Source organism: Photobacterium proteolyticum, from assembly GCF_001939735.1.
Classification (GTDB): Bacteria; Pseudomonadota; Gammaproteobacteria; order Enterobacterales; family Vibrionaceae; genus Photobacterium; species Photobacterium proteolyticum.
In genome coordinates this window covers 163,267-189,046 of record NZ_MJIL01000048.1, presented here as the reverse complement: position 1 = coordinate 189,046, position 25,780 = coordinate 163,267, and the positions used below count along the sequence as shown (strand labels likewise).

General features: G+C 54.3%; 15 protein-coding genes. 6 read left to right on the top strand and 9 right to left on the bottom strand.

Annotation, left to right across the window (positions count from 1 at the left end; translation table 11 throughout):
* Window positions 1–55 precede the first annotated feature (55 nt).
* Window positions 56–397: an iron-sulfur cluster insertion protein ErpA gene (gene erpA / locus BIT28_RS05265; RefSeq protein WP_075762593.1), complete on the top strand. Its 342-nt coding sequence runs from the start codon at window positions 56–58 to the stop codon at window positions 395–397.
* A gap of 161 nt (window positions 398–558) precedes the next feature.
* Here the strand turns inward: erpA and shyC are convergent, their stop codons facing one another.
* Window positions 559–1,878 (bottom strand): peptidoglycan DD-endopeptidase ShyC, encoded by a 1,320-nt coding sequence (gene shyC / locus BIT28_RS05260; RefSeq protein WP_075762592.1) that lies wholly within the window; start codon window positions 1,876–1,878, stop codon window positions 559–561.
* A 130-nt stretch (window positions 1,879–2,008) separates the two neighbouring features.
* Between shyC and tyrS the strand changes: the two genes are divergently transcribed.
* Window positions 2,009–3,196: a tyrosine--tRNA ligase gene (gene tyrS / locus BIT28_RS05255; RefSeq protein WP_075762591.1), complete on the top strand. Its 1,188-nt coding sequence runs from the start codon at window positions 2,009–2,011 to the stop codon at window positions 3,194–3,196.
* Window positions 3,197–3,357: 161 nt separating this feature from the next.
* Here tyrS and BIT28_RS05250 read toward each other — a convergent pair whose 3' ends face one another.
* The 8 genes from BIT28_RS05250 to gltB (BIT28_RS05215) all read right to left on the bottom strand — a co-directional run bounded on the left by BIT28_RS05250 (window position 3,358) and on the right by gltB (BIT28_RS05215) (window position 19,054).
* Window positions 3,358–3,969, bottom strand: a complete 612-nt coding sequence (locus tag BIT28_RS05250) for a trimeric intracellular cation channel family protein (protein ID WP_075762590.1) — start codon at window positions 3,967–3,969, stop codon at window positions 3,358–3,360.
* 120 nt (window positions 3,970–4,089) lie between these two features.
* On the bottom strand, window positions 4,090–4,911 hold the full coding sequence (gene btuF / locus BIT28_RS05245) for a vitamin B12 ABC transporter substrate-binding protein BtuF (protein ID WP_075762589.1): 822 nt from the start codon (window positions 4,909–4,911) through the stop codon (window positions 4,090–4,092).
* The gene (locus tag BIT28_RS05240; protein WP_075762588.1) at window positions 4,912–5,868 is read right to left on the bottom strand and encodes a cobalamin biosynthesis family protein; all 957 of its coding nucleotides are present in this window, start codon (window positions 5,866–5,868) and stop codon (window positions 4,912–4,914) included.
* Window positions 5,868–6,566: a 5'-methylthioadenosine/S-adenosylhomocysteine nucleosidase gene (gene mtnN / locus BIT28_RS05235; protein WP_075762587.1), complete on the bottom strand. Its 699-nt coding sequence runs from the start codon at window positions 6,564–6,566 to the stop codon at window positions 5,868–5,870. Before mtnN ends, BIT28_RS05240 begins: the two co-directional genes overlap by 1 nt.
* Before the next feature lie 139 nt (window positions 6,567–6,705).
* Window positions 6,706–8,118 (bottom strand): FAD-dependent oxidoreductase, encoded by a 1,413-nt coding sequence (locus BIT28_RS05230; protein WP_075762586.1) that lies wholly within the window; start codon window positions 8,116–8,118, stop codon window positions 6,706–6,708.
* Between the two features lie 14 nt (window positions 8,119–8,132).
* Window positions 8,133–12,596 carry a glutamate synthase large subunit gene (gene gltB / locus BIT28_RS05225; protein WP_075762585.1) on the bottom strand — a complete coding sequence of 1,488 codons (4,464 nt, stop codon included), beginning with the start codon at window positions 12,594–12,596 and terminating at the stop codon, window positions 8,133–8,135.
* Between the two features lie 445 nt (window positions 12,597–13,041).
* Window positions 13,042–14,514, bottom strand: coding sequence for a glutamate synthase subunit beta (locus BIT28_RS05220; protein WP_075762584.1), 1,473 nt, complete (start codon window positions 14,512–14,514; stop codon window positions 13,042–13,044).
* Window positions 14,507–19,054: a glutamate synthase large subunit gene (gene gltB, locus BIT28_RS05215; protein WP_075762583.1), complete on the bottom strand. Its 4,548-nt coding sequence runs from the start codon at window positions 19,052–19,054 to the stop codon at window positions 14,507–14,509. Before gltB (BIT28_RS05215) ends, BIT28_RS05220 begins: the two co-directional genes overlap by 8 nt.
* 616 nt (window positions 19,055–19,670) lie before the next feature.
* Between gltB (BIT28_RS05215) and mnmL the strand changes: the two genes are divergently transcribed.
* From mnmL to BIT28_RS05195, 4 genes are all read left to right on the top strand, one after another.
* A complete protein-coding gene (gene mnmL / locus BIT28_RS05210; RefSeq protein ID WP_075762582.1) occupies window positions 19,671–20,603 on the top strand; it encodes a tRNA modification radical SAM protein MnmL/YtqA in 933 nt (310 codons plus the stop codon).
* Window positions 20,604–20,749: 146 nt separating this feature from the next.
* Window positions 20,750–22,630 carry a diguanylate cyclase domain-containing protein gene (locus tag BIT28_RS05205; RefSeq protein ID WP_083651736.1) on the top strand — a complete coding sequence of 627 codons (1,881 nt, stop codon included), beginning with the start codon at window positions 20,750–20,752 and terminating at the stop codon, window positions 22,628–22,630.
* A gap of 134 nt (window positions 22,631–22,764) precedes the next feature.
* Entirely contained in the window at window positions 22,765–25,131 is a 2,367-nt protein-coding gene (gene arcB / locus BIT28_RS05200; protein WP_075762581.1) for an aerobic respiration two-component sensor histidine kinase ArcB, read from the top strand.
* On the top strand, window positions 25,128–25,739 hold the full coding sequence (locus tag BIT28_RS05195; protein ID WP_075762580.1) for a hypothetical protein: 612 nt from the start codon (window positions 25,128–25,130) through the stop codon (window positions 25,737–25,739). Before arcB ends, BIT28_RS05195 begins: the two co-directional genes overlap by 4 nt.
* The last annotated feature ends 41 nt before the right edge of the window (window positions 25,740–25,780 follow it).

Here is a 25,780-nt window from a genome sequence, read left to right as displayed (position 1 = left end):
ATAGTCAGGTATTAGATAATCAGGTTAATTACCGTATGTGTTTGAGAGGTTTTTAATGAGCGATGCCAATTTACCGCTGAATTTTTCTGATGTTGCAGCGAATAAAGTGAAAGCGCTAATCGCCGAGGAAGAAAACCCGGAGCTGAAGCTGCGCGTTTACATCACCGGCGGTGGTTGTAGTGGCTTCCAGTATGGTTTTACCTTTGATGAAAAAGTGAATGATGGCGATACCACGATTGAAAACAGTGGTGTGACGCTGGTGGTAGACCCTATGAGCCTGCAGTACCTGCTCGGCGGTACGGTTGACTACACCGAAGGCCTTGAAGGTTCCCGCTTCTTTGTGAACAACCCGAATGCAACGACAACCTGTGGTTGTGGTGCATCATTCAGCGTTTAATCGCCGAAAAAGCAATAGCTTTCACGCTGATCTAATTATGCAGTGAGAGCTACTCAGATAACAAAAAGCCGTCACATCCGTGACGGCTTTTTTGTTGACGGGCATTTTGGCTAAAACGGCGCGGTTATACCAATCTGGATAAGTAGTTGTTCATATAGTTATTAACCCCGGTTGATAAGCAGCGGGCTGTTATCGGCGATAAACTGGCTGTACTGTGACAACTGGTTCAGGCGCTCGCTGGCATATTTTTTGAACTGTGTCTTCTCGGCTCCTTTGAGTGAGTTGGCCTGAGGAAGTTTCACCGTCCGCGGGTTTTTATGCACGCCATTGACCAGGAATTCATAGTGCAGATGAGGGCCAGTTACCCGGCCTGTCCCTCCCAGTGTGCCGACGGTCTGCCCCTGTTTCACACGCTGGCCGGTTTTCACCTTGCGTCTGGTCATATGCAGATATTTGGTCACGTAGGTCGAGCTGTGGCGGATGAATACATAGTTGCCGTTGAACTTGTTATAGCCAGACTTCATGACCACACCGTCGCCGGCGGCCCAGATAGGCGTACCGACAGGGGCGACATAGTCGGTTCCCCGGTGTGCCTTGACTCTGCCTGTCACCGGGTGAAGACGGCGAGGGTTGAAGTTGGAGCTGACGTAGCGGAAGTTAATCGGCGAGCGCAGGAATGCCTTACGCATTGCCCGGCCTTCCTTGTCATAATACTGACCGCTTTCGCTGCGTACCGCGGTGAAGGTTTCCCCCAGGTTGGTAAAGGTTGCAGCCACAATGTTGCCGCGCCCGATAGGCTCGCCCTCGACAAAGCGTTCCTCGAACAGCACCGAGAAGCTGTCTCCCTGGCGGATATCCAGGGCAAAGTCGATATCCCAGCCGAAGATCCCGGCGATTTCCATGATCTGGTTGGCTGTCAGCCCGGCTTTGTCGGCGGCATTCCAGAAGCTGGACGTAATAATAGCCTGAGCAAAGTTAAGCTGGGTATCAACAGGTTTGCTCTCTTCGCTGGAGTGGTAGCTATCGCCGGTGCGGGTGATCACCAGGGTGTCGGTGGCACTTTGGGGCTGGATAAGCTGTATCAGTTCATTGTTCTCGTCAAAGCCAAACTTCAGGAGATCGCCCGGACGCAGGCGGGTCAGGCTCTTGGTGCCTTCATCGGCATTGACCAGTCGGTAGAGTGTGCCTGGTGACAGTCCGACTTTGTCAAATATAACGGCCAGGCTCTCGCCTGACTTTACGGTATGTTCTTTCCAGTTCAGCTCCGGTACGGCCGGTTTTTCGTCTTTTGCCAACGGCCGCAGTTGATGGGCCTCGAGGTTGATATCAAGCGGGTAGACTTTACCGACTTCAAACTTGCGCTCCGGGTGGCCGCTGTTCTCTGAGCCCGGCAGTAGGAGCAGCAGTACCACAATGGCACTGAGCAATGTGATCAGTATTTGGTGCATCCTTGGCAGCCGGAGAAGTTTCGATACTAGCATTGATAGGTTTTTTTTGCGCAATAAGGGAAAAATAAGACAACGCTTAGTCTAACTGGTTTCAAAAAACATCGCTATTCAAGTAAGATGGTCGACTATGACTTTTTTGCCAATTCTGTGGGAGCGAACAAGAATGGCCAGCATTGAACAAGCTTTAGCGGAAATTAAGCGTGGTGTCGACGAGCTGATACCAGAAGAAGAGCTAATTGCTAAGTTAAAAGAAAACCGTCCTCTGCGAATTAAACTAGGTGCCGATCCGACAGCACCGGATATTCACCTGGGCCACACCGTCATTCTTAACAAGTTACGTACCTTCCAGGAATTGGGACACGAAGTAACATTTCTGATTGGTGACTTTACCGGCATGGTAGGTGATCCGACGGGTAAAAATACTACCCGTCCGCCGCTGACGCGTGAAGACGTTCTGGCTAACGCAGAAACGTATAAAGAGCAGGTTTTCAAGATCCTTGACCCGGCCAAGACCAAAATTGAGTTCAACTCTTCGTGGCTATCCGAGTTGGGTGCCGAAGGCATGATCCGCCTGGCGGCCAACCAGACCGTAGCGCGTATGCTGGAACGTGATGACTTTAAAAAGCGTTACAACGAAGGCCGTCCAATCGCTATCCATGAGTTCATGTACCCGCTTCTGCAGGGCTACGACTCGGTAGCGATGGAGACAGATGTCGAGCTGGGTGGTACTGATCAGAAGTTTAACCTGCTGATGGGCCGTGAGCTGCAGAAGGCTAACGGCCAGAAGCCACAGGTTGTCCTGACCCTGCCGCTGCTTGTTGGCCTGGACGGTGTGAAGAAGATGTCCAAGTCTGCTCACAACTACATTGGCATCGCAGATGTACCAAGCGAAATGTTCGGTAAAATCATGTCGATTTCTGATGACCTGATGTGGAACTACTATGAGCTGCTTTCTTTCCGTCCGCTTGAAGAGATCGAGCAGTTCAAGAAAGATATGGCGAACGGCAAAAACCCTCGTGATATCAAGATTCTGCTAGCTAAAGAAATCATTGCGCGCTTCCATTCTGAAGCCGATGCAGATGCTGCCGAGCAGGAATTTATCAACCGCTTCCAGAAAGGCGCGATGCCTGATGAAATGCCGGAATTTGAATTCGAAGCCGGTATTGCCATCGGTAACCTGCTGAAAGAGGCCGCTCTGGTAAACTCAACGTCAGATGCAATGCGTATGATCCGTCAGGGTGCAGCGAAGATTGACGGTGACAAGATTGAAGATACCAAGCTGGTACCGGCTGCCGGTACAGCGGTATACCAGGTTGGTAAGCGTAAGTTTGCGCGCGTTACCCTTAAGTAACCCGGTCATTCTGCATTGATGAAAAGGCGCCTCGAGCGCCTTTTTTAATGCCTGTTTCCTCGGCTATATCTCTTCTGGATGTAAAAAAGCCGCCTTTCCGGCGGCTCTTTATCACGATGTTATCGGCTGAAACGGAACCAACTGGTTCGCTTGGTTTGCGGTCATTGCCGCGGGATAAAGGTTGGCAATGAGAGGTGCCAGCGGATTGCTGCCAGACGGATAGTCAGGGTGGTGATGACCCCGGCCAGTGTGGCGACCGAGGCGTCGACATGCAGCATCAGCGCAGTAGTATGGACTATTCCCCCAAGAATACAGGCGGTGGCGTATACTTCGGTTCGCAGCACCATCGGGATTTCACGCGCGAGAATATCGCGGATCACTCCGCCGCCACAGCCGGTCATTACCCCCATAATCACAGCCACCATCGGAGAGGCGCCAAAACGCAGGGCTTTCTCGACGCCGATTGCGACGAACACGGCCAGCCCGATGGCATCGGCAACGGGCAGGAAATACCAGGGCATTTGCTTGGGCTTGCGTATCGCCAGCATGGCGATCAGACAGGTAATAAAGATCACCCACAGGTAGCTGGTATCGGTGATCCAGAACACAGGCGTTGCGCCAAGAGCCATATCACGGATCGTCCCTCCGCCAATCGCGGTGACGCTGGCAAGCACGACGATGCCAAATGGGTCCATACGCAGACGGCCCGCCATTAATACACCCGATGCGGCAAACACGGCGGTGCCGAACATATCGAGAACATAGATAAGCATATCTTTACCTGCTAGCTCTGAAGTGAAGTGAAATCGGCTGAGATTGTACGACGATATGTTAGCGGTACAACTTGCTGCAGTGGCTTTGTGAGCTTATTCACAATGAATGTTGAATGCCTGTTACAGGCTGCTGTTTCTTACCTGGTTGAGGCGCTCGCACACTTGCTCTACGGCTTTGATTGTACGGGGTGTTGGCCGGTTAAGCCAATCTGCCTGAAGGGTAAAAACGTGCTGGTTATCGATGGCTGGCAACTTGCCTTGCCACTGTTGCCAGGCGCTGGTTTCCGTTCCTGAATGCCGGGAACCGAATATGACCTCCGGTTGGCGTACTACTACCTGCTCTTCGGAAACCTGCGGGTAGGCGGCTGGGCTGTCGGCAAAGATGTTTACGCCGCCGCAAAGGGCAAATACCTGGCTGGGCCAGCTGTTGTCGGCAACAGTAATGATCGGCGAGCTGCTGAGCTGATAGAAGTACTTAACGGGGCGCTGGTCGCTGTATTTGCTTTTAAGCGCGGTTAAGGTCTGGCGGAAGTCATCTGCAACCTGCTTGGCCTGCTTCGGGTTGGCCGAGTATTGCCCGAGTGTTTCTATGGTATGTGGGATATCTTCCAGTTCCAGCGGGTTGGAGTAGTAAATAGTGAATCCAAGCTGTTCCAGTTTGGACATTTCGCGGGGTGGATTTCCGCCCTTCCAGGCCAGGATCAGATCGGGCTTTAGCGCCACAATACGTTCCAGTTTTATACCACGGTAGTTGGCAACCCGTTCGAGAGACTTGGCGGCTTCCGGGTAGTCGCTATAGTCACTGGCGGCAATCAGTTGCGGACCAAGTCCGGCGGCAAAGGCTAGCTCGGTTGTGTGCGGGGACAGGCTGATCACGCGTTGAGCGGGGGCCGCAATAGTGACCGACGAGAACAGTAATAGCCAGAGACAAGCCAGATGCACTTAGAGGACTCCTTGGAAAATAACGATAAGCACACTTTGTATCGCCACCCAGGCCAGCAGGCGGTTGTTGGCGATCTTGTCTATCTGTGCCAGGTGGAAAGCGGCCGGGGCAATTTTCCCGCCCAGGCGTGGGCGCTCCATCTTGCGGTTACCGTAAATAGCGGGGCCGCCGAGAGACAGGGATAGCTTATGCCCGGTTGCAGCCAGCAGCCATCCGGGGCCGGGTAACAGCCAGTTTTCTCCCTGCTGAATGATCCCCTGCAGGGCGGCTTTACCGTTATGGCCGAGGCAGAACAGCAGAGCAAAGATGCGCAGCGGAATAATGTCCAGGGTAGCGAGAATGCGAATGGCCGGGAGACCGAAGGTGTGGAAATGCTGACGGCTGGGCGACCAGACCCGGGCCAGGCTGACTGCCAGCCGGTACATCAGGGCACCGATGCCACCGGCAAGGGCGTACCAGAACAAGACGCCGGCGACCAGTCGGCCATAGGCGAGCAGCTGGGTCTCGGCACCGGCTTTGCCGAGGCCAAGCAGAGACAGGTTGCGGGTTTCCCGGTTTAGCGGAGTTTCCAGCAACTGGCGGCAAGCCGCTTTGTCCTCTTGGCTGTAGGCGCGAGTAAACCGCTTACTTAGCTTGGCTGTCGATCGCCAGTCCAGCGCCAGCCACAAAAGGACGAGGTGGAACATGCTCTCTATCCATACCAGCTGGTACAGTGCCACCAGCAGGATCAAAACGGTCAGCCACATCAGTGACCAGGCCAGAGTGCCTGAGAGTAGCTGCTGTTTGCGGGACTCGTCGGGTTTGTTGACTTTATCGGCAATCACAATGGCAAGCTGCTGCCAGATGTGAAGCGGGTGAAGCTGGGCTGGGATCGGTAGCAGCCAATGCATAGCTAAAGCTCCCCACAAGACAAGCAGGGAGCTGTTATCAAGCAGTAACGCCAGGGCTTCTGTCATTACTGGTTAAGAAGCTCAACCATTTTGGCCACCATGATTGATGAGCTCTTCGCTGCCAGCGGCAGGAACTCTTCGAAGCTCATTGGCGACTCTTTGTCGGCAACGTCAGAAATGGCGCGAACCACAACAAACGGTACCTCGAACTGGTGACACGCCTGGGCGATAGCAGCAGCTTCCATTTCAACCGCAATTACGCTTGGGAAGTTGTCGCGAATGAAGGTTTGTTTTTCGGCTGAGCAGACGAAGGCATCACCGGTACAAATCAGACCGCGCACGGCATGCATATCATCCATTGCTGCCAGTGCCTGCTCTGCAGTATTCATCAGCTTTTTATCAGAGATGAATGCAGCAGGTTGCTGGGCCATCTGGCCGATTTCATAACCGAATGCCGTAACGTCGGCATCGTGGTAGCGAACCTCGGTCGAGATAACCACATCGCCCAGATTCAGGCTAGAATCGAAGCCGCCAGCCGAACCGGTATTTAGCACCACATCAGGCTTGAAGACTTCAAGCAGAACAGCTGTACCCACGGCTGCTGCTACCTTGCCAATACCCGATTGCAACAAGACAACATCTGCACCATTTAGGGTACCGGTATAGAACGTACAGCCCGCTTTGTTGTGAGTTTCGCTGTTGGTCAGTTGCGCTTTCAGGATGGCAACTTCTTGTTCCATCGCACCAATAATGCCGATTTTCATCAATTCGTTCTCTTGTCGGTAAATTGAGGCTCCCAGGCAGGAGCACGTGTGGCAAGAATTGTAACATGAACCAATAAAAAGCGGGAATGGCCTTGAGGGGCATTCCCGCTTTGTTGGAGCTGCAAAAGAGGCTACACCGTTATACTTCCAGGTAATCGAGGATCCCTTCAGCGGCTCGGCGTCCCTCGTCAATGGCTGTGACTACCAAATCGGAGCCTCGTACCGCATCGCCCCCGGCAAAAATTTTGGCATTGCTGGTCTGGAACTGGAAATCTCCTTCAGATGGCGCCTTGATACGGCCGCGCTGATCCAGCTCGACATTATACTGCTCCAGCCACGGCATGGCGTGCGGCTGGAAACCGAAGGCCATGATCACGGCATCGGCCTCGATGACATGTTCGCTGCCCTCGACTAGCTCGGGGTGGCGGCGACCGGCTTCATCCGGTGCTCCCAGCTCGGTTCTGACCATGTTGATCCCCGTAACCTGCCCCTGATCGTTGATGTTGATGCTCAGCGGTTGCAGGTTGAACATGAACTTGACGCCTTCCTCGCGGGCATTCTTATACTCGCGCTTGGAGCCCGGCATGTTGGCCGCATCACGGCGATAGGCACAAATGACCTCCGTCGCGCTCTGGCGAACCGAGGTGCGGACACAGTCCATCGCGGTATCCCCGCCGCCAAGTACCACGACCTTTTTTCCTTTCATGTCGGTGAAGTCTTTATTGCCATCCAGCCCCATCACCCGGTAGGTATTGGAGACAAGGAATGGCAGGGCATCATAAACGCCCTCGGCATCTTCGTTTTCCAGTCCTGCCCGCATGTTCTTGTAGGTCCCGACACCGAGGAATACGGCATCATAATCATTTAGCAACTGCTCCATCTGGATGTCTTTGCCGACTTCAGTATTGAGCTGAAACTCGACCCCCATCTCGGTAAAGATCTCGCGGCGGTTGATCATTACCTCTTTCTCCAGTTTGAAAGAGGGGATCCCGAACGTTAGCAGGCCGCCAATTTCCGGGTAACGGTCAAACACCACAGGCTTGACCCCGTTTCGGACCAGAATGTCGGCACAGGACAGACCGGCAGGACCGGCACCGATAATGGCCACTTTCTTGTCTGTCCACTCGACTGCGGACATGTCGGGCTTCCAGCCCATTTTGAATGCTTTGTCGGTAATGTACTTCTCGACATTGCCGATGGTCACGGCACCGAAATCATCATTGAGGGTACAGGCCCCTTCACACAGGCGGTCCTGGGGGCATACCCGGCCACAGACCTCCGGCAAGGTATTGGTCTGGTGCGAAAGCTCGACCGCTTCGATGATCCGTCCTTCGTTGGCCAGTTTGAGCCACTGCGGGATGTAGTTATGGACCGGGCATTTCCACTCGCAATACGGGTTGCCGCAACCCAGGCAGCGATCTGCCTGGGCGCCGGCCTGCTGCTGGGTGAAAGGCTCGTAGATTTCCACGAATTCGATTTTGCGGATATTGAGCGGTTTCTTTGCCGGATCAACCCGCGCAACATCGATAAATTGGTATATGTTCTGGCTCATACGGTTTCCCTCCCTTATTGTGCATGAACGCGAAGTTCAGCGGCAGAACGGCTTTGGTGACCCAAGAGGGTATTCACGTCGGCAGACTTGGGTTTGGCGAGGTAGAACATCGGGATCCAGCGGTCAAAATCGGCCAGAATTTCCTGGGCGCGGCTCGAACCGGTTTCTTCCAGATGACGGTCAATCAGACCGCGCAGGTGCTCCTGATGGATCTTCAGCCCGCCCAGCGGCAGTGCCTCGATAAGCTCCGGGTTGACGCGCCCGGCAAAGTCGCCGTTTTCGTCGAGGATATAGGCAAAACCTCCTGTCATGCCTGCCCCGAAGTTTACGCCTGTCTTGCCGAGGATGGCAACGATGCCTCCTGTCATGTACTCACAGGCGTTATCGCCGGCCCCTTCGACCACAGCGATTGTTCCTGAGTTACGCACGGCGAAACGCTCGCCCGCGGTACCGGCTGCGAAAAGCTTGCCGCCGGTGGCCCCGTACAAACAGGTATTACCGACGATGGTTGCCTCGTTTGACTTAAAGGCTGAACCAACCGGTGGACGGATACTGATCTTGCCGCCGGTCATCCCTTTGCCGACATAGTCGTTGGCATCACCGGTAAGGTGAAGGTTCAGGCCGCCGGCGTTCCATACCCCGAACGACTGACCGGCAGTGCCTGACAGATGCAGGTTGATGGGCTGGGCTGCCATGCCCTGGTTACCGTAGCGCAGGGCGATCTCTCCGGACAGGCGTGCGCCAATGGAGCGGTCGGTGTTGCGAATGTCATGGTACAGGTCGGCCCCGCTGCGGCTTTCTATGGCCGGTAAGGCTTCCTCGAGCAAGGTGTTGCTGAGCTCGGCGGTATCGAATGGGGTGTTTGGCTCGCTGCAATACAGTGTTTTGCCGGCGACCGGGGTAGGCGCATGCAGCAGACCGTCGAGTTCTAGCTTGCTCTGTTTGGAGGTGTAGCCTTCCAGCACCTCGAGCAGATCGGTCCGGCCGATGAGATCGGTGAGCTTTTCGACGCCAAGCTGTGCCAGCAGTTCGCGGACTTCCTGGCCCAGGCCGACAAAGTAGTTCATCACCTGCTCGGGCAGCCCCTTGAAGAAGTCGCGGCGCAGCTTCTCGTCCTGGGTAGCGACGCCCGTTGCACAGTTGTTGAGGTGACAGATACGGAGGTATTTACAGCCTAAAGCGACCATAGGCGCGGTACCGAAGCCGAAACTCTCGGCCCCGAGAATGGCCGCCTTGACGACATCCAGGCCGGTTTTCAGGCCGCCATCGACCTGAAGGCGAATTTTATGGCGCAGGCCATTGGCCACCAGCGCCTGTTGGGTTTCGGCCAGGCCGAGCTCCCATGGGCTACCCGCGTATTTCACCGAGGTCAGCGGACTGGCACCGGTACCACCGTCATAGCCAGAGATGGTGATCAGATCGGCATAGGCCTTGGCCACACCGGTGGCGATAGTACCGACGCCGGGCTCTGACACCAGCTTGACCGAGACCATGGCCTTCGGATTGACCTGTTTCAGGTCGAAGATCAACTGGGCCAGGTCTTCAATCGAATAAATATCATGGTGGGGCGGTGGTGATATCAACGTGACCCCCGGTACGGCAAAGCGTAGCTTGGCAATTTCGGTTGTCACTTTATGGCCGGGCAGCTGGCCGCCTTCGCCCGGTTTCGCACCCTGGGCCACCTTGATCTGGATGACATCGGCATTGGCGAGGTAGTGAGGCGTTACCCCGAAGCGGCCGGAAGCCACCTGCTTGATGCGCGAGTTTCGCTCGTTGCCGAAGCGGCGCGGGTCTTCCCCGCCTTCGCCGGAGTTGGAGTAGCCGCCCAGTCGGTTCATGGCAATGGCCAGGGCCTCGTGGGCTTCCGGGCTCAGGGCACCGATAGACATGGCGGCCGAGTCAAAGCGTTTGTACAGTTCGGTGGCTGCCTCGACACTATCAATATCGATCGGGCTGTCAGTGTCTTTCAGCTTCAACAAGTCACGCAGTGCCGCGACAGGGCGTTCGTTGACCTGTTTGGCAAAGGCCAGATAGTCCTGGTAGTCACCTGTTTTAACCGCTTGTTGCAAGGTGCCGACGACATCCGGGTTATAGGCGTGGAATTCTCCGCCGTGAACGTACTTAAGCAAGCCGCCGTTTTCAATGGGTTTGCGTTTTAGCCAGGCGCGGCGCGAGAGGTTAAACAAATCCTGCTGGAAATCACTGAAATCTGCCCCGGCAATCCGGCTGGATACACCCTGGAAACATAGTTCGATGACCTCGTCACTGAGCCCGACGGCTTCGAACAGCTTCGAGCAGCGGTAGGAGGCAATTGTCGAGATCCCCATTTTCGACATGATTTTGTACAGGCCTTTGTTCATGCCGTTACGGAAGTTAATCATGACGTCGCGATACGGCTTGTTAATCGCTCCGCTGTCGGTCAGCTTGCCGAGTGACTCATAGGCAAGATATGGATAGACCGCCGTTGCGCCGAAGCCGAGCAGGACGGCGAACTGGTGCGGATCACGGGCGGTGGCGGTTTCGGCAACGATGTTGGCATCACAGCGCAGGTTGGTCGAGACCAACCGGGTCTGTACAGCACCAACAGCCATGGCCGCGGGGATAGGGAGCTTGTCTTTGTTGATACCGCGATCGGACAGCACCACCAGAACGGTGCCGTTTCGGACCAGCCGCTCGGCCTGATCACAGATATCGACAATGGCCTGTTTAAGATCCTTCTCGCTCGGATCGTAGTTAATATCAATAATGCTGTTGCGGTAGTACTGGTTATCGAGCTCCAGCAGCTGGACCAGATCAGAGTACAGTAAAATCGGCGAGCTGAAGGCAACGCGGTGGGCGTGGCCGTCGGTTTCGCAGAACACGTTCATTTCACGCCCGATACAGGTTGCCAGCGACATCACGTGTTTTTCCCGCAGGGGATCGATCGGCGGGTTGGTGACCTGGGCAAACATCTGGCGGAAGTAGTCGGTGACTGCCCGTTCTTTCGATGACAGTACGGCCATCGGGGCATCATCACCCATCGAGCCCGTGGCTTCCTGCCCGTTCTCGCCTACCACACGCAGCACCTGATCCAGCTCTTCGTTGCTGACACCGAAGAGCTTTTGGTAGGTTTGCAGCTCGGCATCATCGAGCGAGCGGTTGCCGACCTGCTCCTCGCCAAGTGCCTCGAACGGCACCAGACGTTTGACATGGCTGTCCATCCAGTTTTTGTAGGGATGGCGACTCATCAGCTCGCTGTCGATATCGGCCGAGTGCCAGATCTTGCTGAACTTGGTATCGATCACCAGCAGCTCACCGGGGCCGACCCGGCCTTTTTCGGCCACTTCGTCCGGCGCGTAGTCCCAGATCCCGACTTCGGAGGCCAGGGTGATCAGCTTATCCTTGGTGATCACGTAGCGTGCCGGGCGCAGGCCGTTGCGGTCGAGGTTACAGGCCGCATACCGGCCGTCGGACATCACGATACCTGCCGGGCCGTCCCAAGGCTCCATGTGCATAGTGTTGAAATCATAGAAGGCACGCAGTTCCGGATCCATGTCCGGGTGGTTCTGCCATGCCGGCGGAACCAGCATGCGCATCGCGCGGAATAAGTCCATACCGCCAGACAGGAACAGCTCCAGCATATTATCCAGGCTCGAGGAGTCCGAACCGGTTTCGTTGACAAAAGGGGCCGCGGTCTGCAGATCCGGCAGCAGCGGCGAGGAAAACTTATAGGCCCTGGCCCTGGCCCACTGGCGGTTACCGGCAATGGTATTGATCTCGCCGTTATGGGCGAGGTAGCGAAATGGCTGTGCCAGCGGCCAGCGTGGCTGGGTGTTGGTCGAGAAGCGCTGGTGGAACAGGCAGATCGAGGATTCCAGGCGCAGATCGCCCAGATCCAGGTAAAACTTCGGCAAATCAGCGGGCATGCACAGCCCTTTATAGACAGTGACCTGGGTCGACAGGCTACAGATATAGAAGTCAGGATCATCACTGATGCGTTTCTCTATCCGGCGACGGGCAATATAGAGTCGGCGATCGACATCGCGGGGCTTCCAGCCCGCCGGCGCATTGACAAAGACCTGTTCTATCTGGGGGAGTGACTCGGAGGCAATCGGGCCGAGGACGTTCGGGTTGACCGGCACTTCTCGCCAGCCAACGATTGACAGGGTTTCTTTCGCCAGCTCTTCATTGATGATTGTGCGGGCCTGCTCGGCCCTGACGGGATCCTGGCTGAGGAAGATCATGCCCACGGCATATTCTCTGGCGAGCTTCCAGCCTGCTTCCTCGGCGACAATGCGGTAGTAGCCGTCAGGCTTTTTCATCAGCAGACCACAGCCGTCGCCGGTCTTGCCGTCCGCGGCAATGCCGCCACGGTGGGTCATACGATCCAATGCGGATATAGCTGTACGGACAAGTTTGTGGCTGGTTTCCCCTTCGATATGGGCGATAAGGCCAAAACCACAGTTATCTTTTTCCAGCGTTGGGTCATACAGTGTCATTGCAACTCTCCCTTGCTTCTGCTCATTCGAGCAGGATTACTGCATATTTATGGCAATCTCCCTGATCGCCATTTCTGCTTCCAGCAATATTTGAAGTTAACGATAATTTACAAAAAGGTCAAATTTCCATCACAAAACGGTCTAAACCCAGGAATTACCGCCACTTTTCTGTATAAAGCATTGGTATTCTGACTTTTTTGATTGGCATTAAACACTTTGTTTACATTTGGCTGGGGCTGAAAAGTACTTGGAACTGTATGAAAAATGAGAACTTTCTCAGAAGTGCTTCAGGGTTGGGCTGTGTTCTGAAAACGGCTGTTATCACAGAATATCGTGATACCTCAGAGAGGAAGTGGGTGGCAATATGTGGCTAAGTCAAAAGAATAATTATAAAAAAAGCCAGCTCTGGGAGCTGGCTTGGTTGTTAGCATAAATCGGGCTGAAATCAGGTGCCGGATAGCATAAGTGAATTGGCTTTTGCTTCCAGGTTAGAATTACCCATTAGGTAGTTGTCGATTTCACGTGCGCACTCGCGGCCTTCATTGATGCAGCGAACGACCAGCGACTGCCCGGTACGCATGTCACCAGCGGCAAATACGCCTTTCTGGTTGGTGGCAAAGCCCTCGGTCGCCACGTTGCCGCGATCATCGAGCTTGATATCCAGCTGAGCCAGCACACCAGTTGGTTCCGGGTGCAGGAAGCCCATCGCCAGGAAGGCCTGATCACATGGGATAATACGCTCTGAACCAGCCACTTCCTCAAACCCCGGGCGTTCGCCAGGCTTGGCTTCTTGCCACTCGATATCGGCAATACGCAGTGCTTTGACGTTGCCGGCTTCGTCACCGATGAATTCTTTGGTCAGAATATTCCAGTGACGATCACACCCTTCCTCGTGAGAGGTCGAGGTTTTCATGATCATCGGATAAGAAGGCCATGGCTGGTTGACCGGGCGTTTCTCCGGTGGGATCGGCATGATTTCTACCTGGGTGATGCTGGCGGCACCGTGACGGTTCGAGGTACCGACACAGTCAGAGCCGGTATCACCGCCACCGATGACGACGACGTGTTTGCCCTTGGCATGGATTTCCTCGGTCTTGAGGTCCATGTCGTTGGCACGGCGGTTATTCTGCCCCAAAAACTCCATGGCAAAATGTACGCCTTTCAGATCGCGTCCCGGGATAGGCAAATCACGAGGCACGGTCGAGCCTCCGGTCAACAGCACAACATCAAAGTCCTGACGCAGCTGCTGGGCATTGATGTTCACGCCGACATGGGCATTGACCTCAAACTTAACACCGGCCTCGGCCATCAGGTTGATCTTGCGATCAATGATATCCATGCCGAGTTTGAAGTCCGGGATCCCAAAGCGCAGCAGGCCACCGACTTTTTCGTCACGCTCGAACACGGTCACGCAGTGGCCGGCACTGTTTAGCTGCTCGGCTGCGGCAAGCCCGGCAGGGCCCGAGCCGATAATAGCAACGGTTTTGCCGGTCCGGGAACGCGGCGTTTTCGGTTTGGCGTAGCCTTCGCGATAGGCGGTTTCGACAATGGTTTTCTCGATATTACAAATCGTGATGGGATCCTGATTGATACCCAGCACACAGCCGCTTTCACAAGGGGCCGGGCAGACACGACCGGTAAACTCCGGGAAGTTGTTGGTGGAACTTAGGATGTTCCACGCTTCTTCCCAGCTGTCACGATAAACCGCATCATTGAACTCGGGAATGATGTTGCCGATCGGGCATGAGTTGTGACAGAAAGGCACACCGCAATCCATGCAGCGTGACGCCTGTGTATTGATCTTGTCACCAAACTCTTCGTTAAGAACGAACTCTTTGTTGTCCTGGATACGAACGCTTGGATCCAGCTTTTTTGGCAGTTCACGGCCAAATTCTAAAAATCCAGTAGGCTTACCCATTTACGGCCTCCAACTCTTCCTTGTTTTCTGCTTCCGCTTTGCGCTTTTGCAATACAGCTTTGTAATCCCTCGGCATCACTTTCACCATCTTCTGCAGGTTGCCCTCGAAGTTGGAAAGGAAAGTCTGCGCCACCGTACTGCCCGTCAGCTCAACGTGTTTGGTTAGCATGTCATGAAGTAATTCTTTGTCTTCCTGCTCCAGTGGATCCAGGTCGACAAGCTCTGGGTTTAGCTTGGTTTCGAAATCATCGAACTGATCCCAGACATAGGCGACACCGCCGCTCATACCGGCTGCGAAGTTACGCCCTGTCTGGCCAAGGATTACGGCCACACCACCTGTCATGTATTCACAACCGTGGTCACCGACACCTTCAACGACCACTTTCGCGCCCGAGTTACGGACACAGAAGCGCTCGCCTGCCAAACCGCGGATGTAAGATTCACCCGAGGTCGCACCGTAGAAACAGACGTTACCGACGACAATGTTGTCTTCAGGGACAATGTCAGAGTTGGCATCCGGGTACAGCACCAGTGTGCCGCCGGACAGGCCCTTACCCCAGTAGTCGTTAGCATCGCCTTCAACTTCGAACTTCACGCCCTTGGCAAGGAAGGCACCGAGGCTCTGACCCGCCGAGCCTTTGAATTTCACGTTCAGTGGTTGAGGCAGACCCTGATCTTTGTAGATCTTGGAGATCTCGTTCGACAGCATGGTACCGGCACTACGGTCGGTATTGATGATGTCAAACTCGGCATCGACCTGCTTACCTTCATAAAGGGCAGGGGCTGCCGCTTCAATCAGTTTGCGGTCAAGTACATTTTCCAAGTTGTGGTCTTGCTCGCGCTGGTTGTAGATACCGTCTTCATCACGAGCTTGCTCGGTAAATAGTACCGGGCTCAGATCGAGGTTCTGGTATTTCCAGTGACCGATATCTTCACGGATCTTCAGTTTCTGTGACTGACCGACCATTTCATCGATAGTGCGGAAACCAAGCTCGGCCATAATTTCGCGTAGGCCTTCCGCCATGTACTGGAAGAAAGTCACGACGTCTTCTACGCGGCCGTCGAAGCGCTCACGTAGCGTTTTGTTCTGGGTTGCGATGCCGACAGGACAGGTGTTCTTGTGACACTTACGCATCATGATACAGCCTTCGACGACAAGCGCAGCGGTTGCAACACCCCATTCTTCGGCACCCAGCAGGGTAGCGACAGCAAGGTCACGCGGCGTTTTCATCTGGCCGTCAGACTGAACGACGATACGGTTACGCAGACCGTTTTTCAGCAGGGTCTGGTGAGTCTCGGCCAGGCCAAGCTCCCAAGGCAGACCGGTGTGGCGGATTGATGACATCGGCGATGCACCTGTACCACCATCGAAACCGGCAATCAGAACAACGTCTGCTTTTGCCTTGGCAACACCGGAGGCAATGGTGCCGACACCGGCTTCGGATACCAGTTTCACGTTAACGCGACCGGCACGGTTGGCGTTCTTCAGGTCGTAGATCAGCTGGGCCAAATCTTCGATCGAGTAAATATCGTGATGCGGCGGTGGCGAAATCAGGCCGACACCCGGCGTGGAGTGACGGGTTGCCCCGATCCAGTCATCGACCTTGTCGCCCGGTAGCTGACCGCCTTCACCCGGCTTGGCACCCTGTGCCATCTTGATCTGAATTTCGTCAGAGTTGGTCAGGTAGTAGGAGGTTACCCCGAAGCGGCCTGATGCGACCTGCTTGATGGCAGAGCGCTCCCAGTCTCCGTTGTCTTTTTTCTCGAAACGCGTCGGATCTTCACCGCCCTCGCCCGAGTTTGACTTCGCGCCAATGCGGTTCATTGCCACGGCCAGGGTCGAGTGCGCCTCGTAGGAGATGGAGCCGAAGCTCATTGCCCCGGTGGCAAAGCGCTTGAGGATATTCTCAGCAGGCTCTACCTCGGCAAGCGGAATCGAGCCGGCCGGATTTTTGATGAACTCCAGCTGGCTACGCAGGGTGGCGGCATTGTCGCCTTGCGCGTCAACTTCATGGGCGTATTGCTTGAACTGGGCAAAATCCTTGTTACGGGTCGATTGCTGCAGCAGGGAAATCGTTTCCGGGTTAAACAGGTGCTTCTCGCCGCGCTGCTTCCACTGGTAGACACCGCCGACATCGAGCATCTGGATTGGGATCTCGCGGGTCGGATAGCCGACACGGTGGCGGATCAGGACTTCCTGGGCGATATCATCGATAGTCAGACCCTGGATCCGGGAAACGGTACCGGTGAAGTATTTATCAACCACGGCTTTGCTGATCCCGAGCGCTTCGAAGATCTGGGCTCCGTGGTAGGACTGCAGGGTCGAGATCCCCATTTTCGAGAAGATCTTGAGCAGACCGCCGTTAACGCCCTTGCGGTAGTTATTGAACAGCTCTTCGGTCGATACTTCAGGATCAAGCTTGCGCTTGTTCTGCAGGTCAACCAGAGTTTCGGTAACCAGATACGGGTTAACGGCGTTGGCACCGTAGCCGACCAAAGTCGCAAAGTGGTGCGTCTCGCGGGCATCACCGGTTTCGACGATGATGTCACACTTGGCACGCAGGCCTTTGCGGATCAGGTGGTGGTGAACTGCGCCGACTGCCAGCATTGCCGGGATGGCTGCATGGTTTGAGTTAACGGCACGGTCAGTCAGGATGATGATCGAGTAGCCGTCGACAACCGCATCTTCCGAGTACTGGCAGATACGCTTCAGTGCGCGCTCAAGCTTGCCCTGCTCGCCGTTGGCACGGAATACGATATCCAGTGTTTTGGCCTGCAGGTGCTCGTTATCGATAGCACGCAGTTTTTCCAGCTCGGCATTGGACAGAACCGGTGATTCCAGTTCAACCTTCTGGCAGTGCTCAGGCGTTTCACTCAGCAGGTTCTGATCTTTACCCAGGTAGGTGTTCAGGGACATGACCATGCGCTCGCGGATCGGGTCGATCGGCGGGTTGGTCACCTGGGCAAACAGCTGCTTGAAGTAGTTCGACAGGTGCTGGGACTGGTGCGAAAGCACGGCCAGCGGCCAGTCGGCACCCATGGCGCTGAGTGGCTCGTAACCGGTTTTTGCCAGCGGAACGATAATATCGTTGACTTCTTCCGAGCTCATACCGAAGGCTTGCTGATGGTGAAGCAGGCGTTCAGGTGTTGGCTGATGGTGCATGTTATCCGCTTCAGGCAGGGCCTTGAGCGTTAGCAGGTTGTCTTTAACCCACTGCTCGTATGGCTGCGCCGAGGCAATGCTGTCTTTGACTTCCTCGTCAGAGATGATGCGGCCTTGTTCCAGATCGGCGACAAAGATACGCCCCGGCTGCAGACGGCCACGGAACTGGACGTTTTCCGGTTCGATTTCAACCACGCCGGACTCTGATGCCATGACCAGAAAATCGTCCTTGGTCACGGTATAGCGAGAAGGGCGCAGACCGTTACGGTCAAGGGTTGCACCTACCTGGACACCGTCGGTGAAACATACCGATGCCGGGCCATCCCACGGTTCCATGACGTTGGCATGGTATTGGTAGAATGCACGACGCTTCGGATCCATGTTTTTGTTTTCTTGCCACGCTTCCGGGATCAGCATCATCAGGGCATGCGGCAGGCTACGGCCAGAAAGCACCAGGAGCTCCAGTGCCATGTCAAAGTTTGATGAATCCGAGCTGCCTTCCTGACAGATAGGCAGCAGCATGTCGATTTCCTGCTGACTGAACAGGTCTGATTCTAGGATCGCTTCGCGCGCCTTCATCCAGTTCAGGTTGCCGCGCACGGTGTTGATTTCACCGTTATGGGCAATGTAACGGAAAGGCTGGGCCAGACGCCATTTCGGGAAGGTATTGGTCGAAAAGCGCGAGTGTACCAGCGCCAGTGCCGTCACCATGGTCGGGTTTTGCAGATCCAGGAAGTACTGGGGAACCTGCTCTGTGGTTAGCTGGCCTTTGTATACCAGTGTCTTGTAAGACAGCGAGTTGATGTAGAAATCATCACCGATATTGGAGATGCTTTCCAGGCAGACGCGTACCGTGTAGTTACGCAGTACATACAGCTTGCGTTCGAGAACGGCTGGATCCAGGTTTGCACCGCCGGTAATAAAGACGTGCTCAAACTGTGGTTCGGTGCTGAGCGGGTCGTCCCCGATCATTGAGTTGTCAACGGGCAGTACACGGTAGCCGATGACTTCAAGGTCCAGGCGTTTGGCGTTGCGCTCTAGAATATCGCGGCATTGCTGGCGTTTGTACTCATCTTTTGGAAAGAGCACCACACCGACACCGTACTGATCAAACGATGGGAGTTTAATGCCCTGTTTGACGGTTTCTTCCAGTAAAAATTCGTGGGGCTTCTGTAGCAGAATACCGGCACCGTCACCGCTGCATGGATCGCAACCCTGACCGCCACGGTGTTCCATCCGAGCAAGCATATCAAGGGCTTGGGTTACAATTTCATGGGATTTGCGGTTCTTCAGGTGGGCCACAAAGCCGATACCGCAGGCATCGTGCTCCAATTCAGGCACGTAAAGTCCCTGAGCATTAAGCTCTTGATCTGTCATAGATACTTCCTTCCAGTTTCAACAGACATCAATCCTGATGACTGAGTTATCCCTAATTTGTTTTTTGGCATCGCGACCGGTGTTAAATGGACTCCTGTCCAGCCGGTGAAACGCGTGTTTGCTGTGGGATGATGTTTCGAATCATTAGCAAACTAAATTCTGTAGCACCCTTGCTCTGGTTTGCAAAAGTTCTACGACTACTTAGAGGTGGTGACATAAATCACTATTTTTAGGGGTGAAAACGTCACAATTATTGTTCATAAATTGCACACAGCTGTAACTATCCTACAATTTTGATTAGTTAATTACCAACAAAAAATGGCGGTCGCCTAGCATAAAATCGCTAGCCATATGAATTTATAGAGCCATTTATTGATTTTTTATTCGATAATGGTTCTCACTATGAATAAGCGGAAATTTTCCATATGAATTAACCGCTCTACAAGTGTGGTTAATAGGCTGTTGGACGGATTTAGTTTTGTAGTTTTATGTCAACACACTGTAGGAGTGCTACAGCAAGCGGGATTAAGCGAAGTTTATTGCTTTGGCACAAACTTTGGCAGACCAATTGGTGTTAGTCTGCGCTGCTTTTTTCTTTTACCCCTTAGGTGACATGATGCAGTTGCACGAGCTAGTCAATACGTTTGGACAGGATTTACAACGCCGCTACGGAGAGAAGGTACACAAACTCACCCTGCATGGCGGTTTCAGCTGCCCAAACCGTGATGGCACAATTGGCCGTGGTGGTTGCACTTTCTGCAATGTTGCCTCGTTTGCCGATGAGCAGGCGCAATACCTGCCTATCCAGCAACAGCTTGCCCAGCGTGCCGGGGAGGTTAATCGAGCCAAGCGTTATCTGGCTTACTTTCAGGCCTACACCAGCACCTATGCCGAGGTGCAGACTCTCAAGGCAATGTACGAAGAAGCGTTGAAAGCGGCTGATATTGTCGGGCTGTGTGTCGGTACCCGACCTGACTGCGTGCCGGATGCGGTCCTTGAGCTACTGGCCGGCTATTACCAGCAGGGTTATGAAATCTGGCTCGAGCTGGGACTGCAGACCGCCAATGACAAGACCCTGAAGCGGATCAACCGTGGTCATGACTTTGCCTGTTACGAGAACATTGCCAAGCGGGCCAGAGCACTTGGAATTAAGGTGTGCACCCACCTGATTGTCGGGTTGCCGGGTGACAGCAAGGCGGACAACCTGGATACGATTGTACGCACTGTCGCGGCAGGTACTGACGGTATCAAGCTGCATCCGCTGCACATTGTCGAGGGAAGCAAGATGGGGCAGGCCTGGAAGGCCGGCAGGCTGGATGAGATCAGCCTGGAGTGCTACAGCGATATTGCCGCGGAGATGATCCGCCTGACTCCGCCGGAGGTGGTGTATCACCGCGTTTCCGCCAGTGCCCGACGTCCGACTTTGCTGGCGCCTACCTGGTGCGAGAACCGCTGGCTGGCGATGACGGAAATTGGCCGCCGCCTTGATCAGGCCGGCGCTCAGGGAAGTGCCCTGGACCAGCCATTTGTTTATCAGCCTGTTAAGTAGGATCTTGGTAGAAAGTAGAAATATGGTAGATTAGCAGGAGCCTAATAAGTAAATATTCAATTAATAGCATGCTGCCAGCCATTGCTCTAGATTCAGCCCGTAGCCCTGAACGCCAGTTAAGGGCTTCTGGTATTCAAAGGACCTCGATGACGTACAACCGGAAAAATACAGGGAGTTTCCTCCGGGAACTATGCCGGATACCCCTCCAGGCACCGACACGCCTCTTTTTTGCCATTGCCTGTCTTCTTGCTCCGTTTCCGGGGTTAGCACTGGAAACAGTCGACAGCCTCAATAGCTCTATTCTCGTTTTTACCTTGGTGCTGATGGTCATCATTGTCGGAGGGGGGCTGATCGTATTGCTGTTGCACCATCTCGACTCTTCCTCCTTTCGTAAGCTGCACGCTTCCCTGACCCATATGCCGGTAGCTGTTGCCATCATCCGGCGCAAAGACGGTGCCTTGCTGTACGGTAATAAAAGCTGTCGTGAATTACTTGGGATCCGCAAGCTGGGTGGCCGCTATTTATACCCTGATGAAATCAGCGCGCAAATGATGTTCGATTTTTTGCGTCCGTTCCCTTTTCGTCGCGGTTTTCGCAATGTGAGCGAAGAGTTACACCTTGCCCGCGGACGGACGCTGAAGCTGACGGTATCTGGCCAGCCGGTGAGGTATAAATGGCTGTCTGCCTGGCTGCTGTTTATCGTCAAACCCCAGAAACTGACCTCGGCAGCCAAACTGGAGCAAGAACAGCGGGTCTTCCAGCAGGTCTTGAACTCGTTGTCCGAGTTGGTCTACTTCCAGGACAAGACTGGTCATATCATCGGGACTAATAGAGCCTTTGATCGTTTCTGGCGTGGACGGGTCAGCGAGGGGGTAATGGATGACGAAGAGAGTGTGAACACGACGAACACCTCAAGCCATACCTGGACCACGGCACCGGATGGCTCCAGCCGCCTGCTGGAAACCAACAAAACCTTGCTGATCGGTGACAACGGTGAGGCGATCGGCACCTTGAGTATCAGCCACGATGTGACAGACTGGCACGAGATGCAGGAAAGCCTGAAACAGGAAATCGAGAAGCGGGAGATCACCGAACAGACTCTGGCCCAGCGCAATACGTTGCTAGATACCATCATGAGCGCCAGTACGGATCCTATTGGCCTCTATAATGAGCACGGCATTTATGTCGGCTGCAATGAGCCGTTTGCCCGCTCGCTTGGCTTCAGGCAGGAGGAGCTATTGGGCAAGGCGGCCTACGAGGTACTTGAGCCGGATAAGTGGGAACTGTTTCAGGAAACTGATCAGCAGGTGCTCCGGGATGGCGTGGCCCAAAAAATGGATGACTATGTGATTCTCGAGGACGGCACCCCTGTCTGGTATGAAGTGGTGAAGTCGCCCTATCGCGATCCGACGGATGGAACCGCCGGGGTACTGGTGATGGCCCGTGACGTGACGGAACGCAAGATGGCTGAGCAGCAGTTGGCCGATGCGATAATGGAACTGCAGGAGATGAGTTTTGTCGACAGCCTGACCAAGGTCGCCAACCGGCGTAGCTTTGACGAGCAGCTGCGCAAGCTCTGGCATAGCCATATACGGGAACAGAAGCCGCTGACCCTGATCCTTTGTGATATCGATAACTTCAAGGCGTTCAACGATAACTATGGTCACCAGCAAGGCGATTTTGCCTTGCGTGAAGTGGCGAAAGTCTTCCGCTCGGTCGTCAGGCGCGAGACGGACGAGGTTGCACGTTATGGCGGCGAAGAGTTTGCTTTTTTGCTGCCCAATACCGATATCAGAGGTGGCGAGGTGGTTGCCGAGAAAGTCCATCGGCATATGGCGGAAAAGGGGATCAATCACCACTATTCCGATGTCGATACCAAGCTGACAGTCAGTTTGGGCGTTGCCACTATTATCCCGCTTCCCACCCAGGATTACGGTGATTTGGTCGAAATGGCGGATGTTGCCTTGTATAAGGCCAAGGCGGCCGGACGCAACTGTACTATGTCGATGTCTGACAGCGATTGTTAATACGATAGATCAACGGACAACCAAGCCTGCTCTTGCAGGCTTTTCTATAAATGGTATATCTGTGGGGCGAATCCTTTGGTTCTGCCGCCGGGACGATTATCATGGTTGCAGCCTTTCATTGGTAGGAATGAATAATGAAACAAATCAAAGTGCTGGCCCAGTTCTATGTCGACTTGCTGGTTAAGCTCGGCATCGTACGGTTCAGTTTGTTGTTGGCGCTGGCCCTGGTGGCCCTGGCCGTTGTCGTACAGGTAGGCGTCACCCTGGTGTTGCAGGGCGAGGTACATGATATTGATATTGTACGCTCGGTCTTTTTTGGCCTGCTTATCACGCCGTGGGCGGTGTACTTCTTGTCGGTTGTTGTTGATCAACTGGAAGACTCGCGCCAGCGTTTGTCCAAGCTGGTGACCAAGCTGGAGGAAATGCGCTCGCGGGATATGCAGCTCAACAAGCAGTTGCAGGATAATATTTCTCAGCTGAACCTCGAGATTGAAGAGCGGGAAAAAGCCGAGGAAGCCCGCCAGGTGGCGATGCAGGATCTGGAAAATGAAGTCTACCAGCGGGAGAACGCCCAGCTTGAGTTGGCTGAGCAGAGTGCGTTGCTGAAGTCTTTTCTCGATGCGTCCCCGGATTTGATTTACTACCGCAATGAAAAAGGCCAGTTTTCCGGTTGTAACCGGGCAATGGAAGAGCTGACGGACAGAACCGAGAAGCAGCTGGTAGGGCTGACTCCGTGGGATGTGTATAGCGAGGAGGTGGCCAGCAAGATCGTCGAAACCGATCAGCAGGTCTTTAACCAGAGTGTCTCGCTGACCTATGAACAGTGGTTGGAATACCCGGATGGCCGCAAGGCTATTTTCGAGTTGCGGAAAGTACCTTTTTACAGCCGCGACGGCCGTCGTCTGGGGCTGATGGGCTTTGGCCGCGATATTACCGAGCGCAAGCAGTACCAGGATGCACAGGAGAAGGCTAGCCGGGACAAGACAGCCTTTATATCGACAATCAGCCATGAGCTGCGCACCCCGCTCAACGGTATTGTCGGGCTTAGCCGCATGTTGCTGGAAACGCGCCTGAATAAAGAGCAGCGCGGCTACATGCGCACGATCCATGTCAGTGCCATTACGCTGGGTAATATCTTCAATGACATTATCGATATGGATAAATCCGATCGCCGTCGTCTGGAGCTGCTGCCAAAACCTCTCGACTTCGAAGAGTTTGTCGTGGAGATGGAAAACATTTCTGGCTTGATGGCTGAACAGAAAGGATTGCGTTTTGATCTCGAACGGTTGACGGATTTACCGCGTTGTATCGAGGTGGACAGTACTCGCCTGCGTCAGGTGCTGTGGAACCTGGTGAGCAACGCGACCAAGTTTACCAAGGATGGCGGAGTGGTCCTGTCGGTCAGCAGTGAGATAGTTGATCAGCAGGCCGAGATCACCTTCGAGGTGGAAGACAGCGGGATTGGTATTCCGGCATCTGAGCTCGATAAGATCTTTGCGATGTATTACCAGGTCAAGGAAGGCAGTGACAACCTTCACGCGGTGGGGACCGGTATCGGTCTGGCCGTGTCGCGCCAGCTGGTCCAGATGATGGGCGGGGATATTACGGTGTCCTCCGAGGTAGGCGAGGGCAGTACCTTCACCGTGACCATCCGCGTGCCGCTGGTCGAGAAAGTGGAAGAGGAAGAGGTGATGCCAGCTACACCTCAGGTCAGCCTGAATATCTTTATGGTGGAAGATATTGAGCTGAATATTACGGTGGCCAAGGCGCTGCTGGAGAGTCTCGGCCATGAGGTGACTATCGCGATGCGCGGCGACGAGGCGCTGGAGAAGTTTGATCCCGAAGCCTATGATTTGGTATTGCTTGATATTCAGCTGCCGGATATGTCCGGGTTTGATATTGCCCGAATATTGCGGGAGAGGTATGACTATCTGCCTGCCCTTGTTGCGTTAACGGCCAATGTCATCAAGGATAAAGCTGAGTACTTGGAAAAGGGGATGGACGATGCGCTGAGCAAACCGCTAAGCGTGAAAGCGATTACGGAGGTGATCCAGCGTCTGGTGCTGACCTGCCCAATTGATGAGGATGAGGAAATGGAAGACCTGCAACCGGAGCCGGAAAATACGGGTTTGAGCGAGGACATGGTGAATCAGCTGCTGGATCTTGAGATGCTGAGCTCCTATGTTGAGATTGTTGGCACCAAACCCGTCTACGACAGCATTGCGATGTTTGAGGAGAAAATGCCGGAGTATATTGAGATCCTCGACTCCAATATGACAGCCAAGGACAAAGACGGCATCAAGTTTGAGGCGCATAAAATCAAAGGGGCGGCGGGATCTATCGGATTGAAACATATCCAGCAGGTTGCCCAGAAAGCACAGTCGCCAGAGTTGCCGGCCTGGTGGGAGAACATCAATGACTGGGTCGATGAAATCAAGGACGGTTACCAGAACGATCTGAATGTGCTTAAAGGCTGGCTGGCAAGTCAGGAGAAATCATGATGAAGCTGAAATACGCTCCGTTGCTCGTAGGCAGTCTGCTGCTGGCTGCCTGCTCAGAGCCCGAGAAAACGGATGAGGCTACACAGCCTGATACCGAGGTGCAGGCTCCTGTCACTGAAGGAGACGCCCCTGAGGCCGAGACTGCTGGGTCTGTTGAGCCTGAGCAGGAAGCAGAACCGGATTCCGAACCGGGCAAGGTTCCGTTGGCGACCGATATCTGGCAGTCGCCTACTGAGCTGACTTTCGAGGATACCACGGTGAGTCTTAGCAGTGACTTGTGGTTAAACAGCATGCCGCTTATCGGTGATGACGGTACCAAGCCGTCCAACCGGTTGCATGCGTCTGTGAAGCTGCAGACAAGTGAGATGAAAACCTTGCCCAAGGGAATCGATATCTTCCAGGTGCTACTTGAGAGTGAGGGCAAGCAGTGGCTGGTGAAAGATAACCTTGAGATACGTGCAGAGGGTGAATTGACACTGGAAGTGGTATTGCGTGAAGGGCCTGAGTGGGCGCCGGGCAGCCGGGTCGATATTGCGGTGATCTTTTTGCTCGGAGGGGCTGAGCACATCATTGTCCAGCACGATGTGGAGTTGGGAGAGGCATTCTAGTTTCAGCGGTTATTTAGGCCGGGTTACCGTCAGCAAAAAAG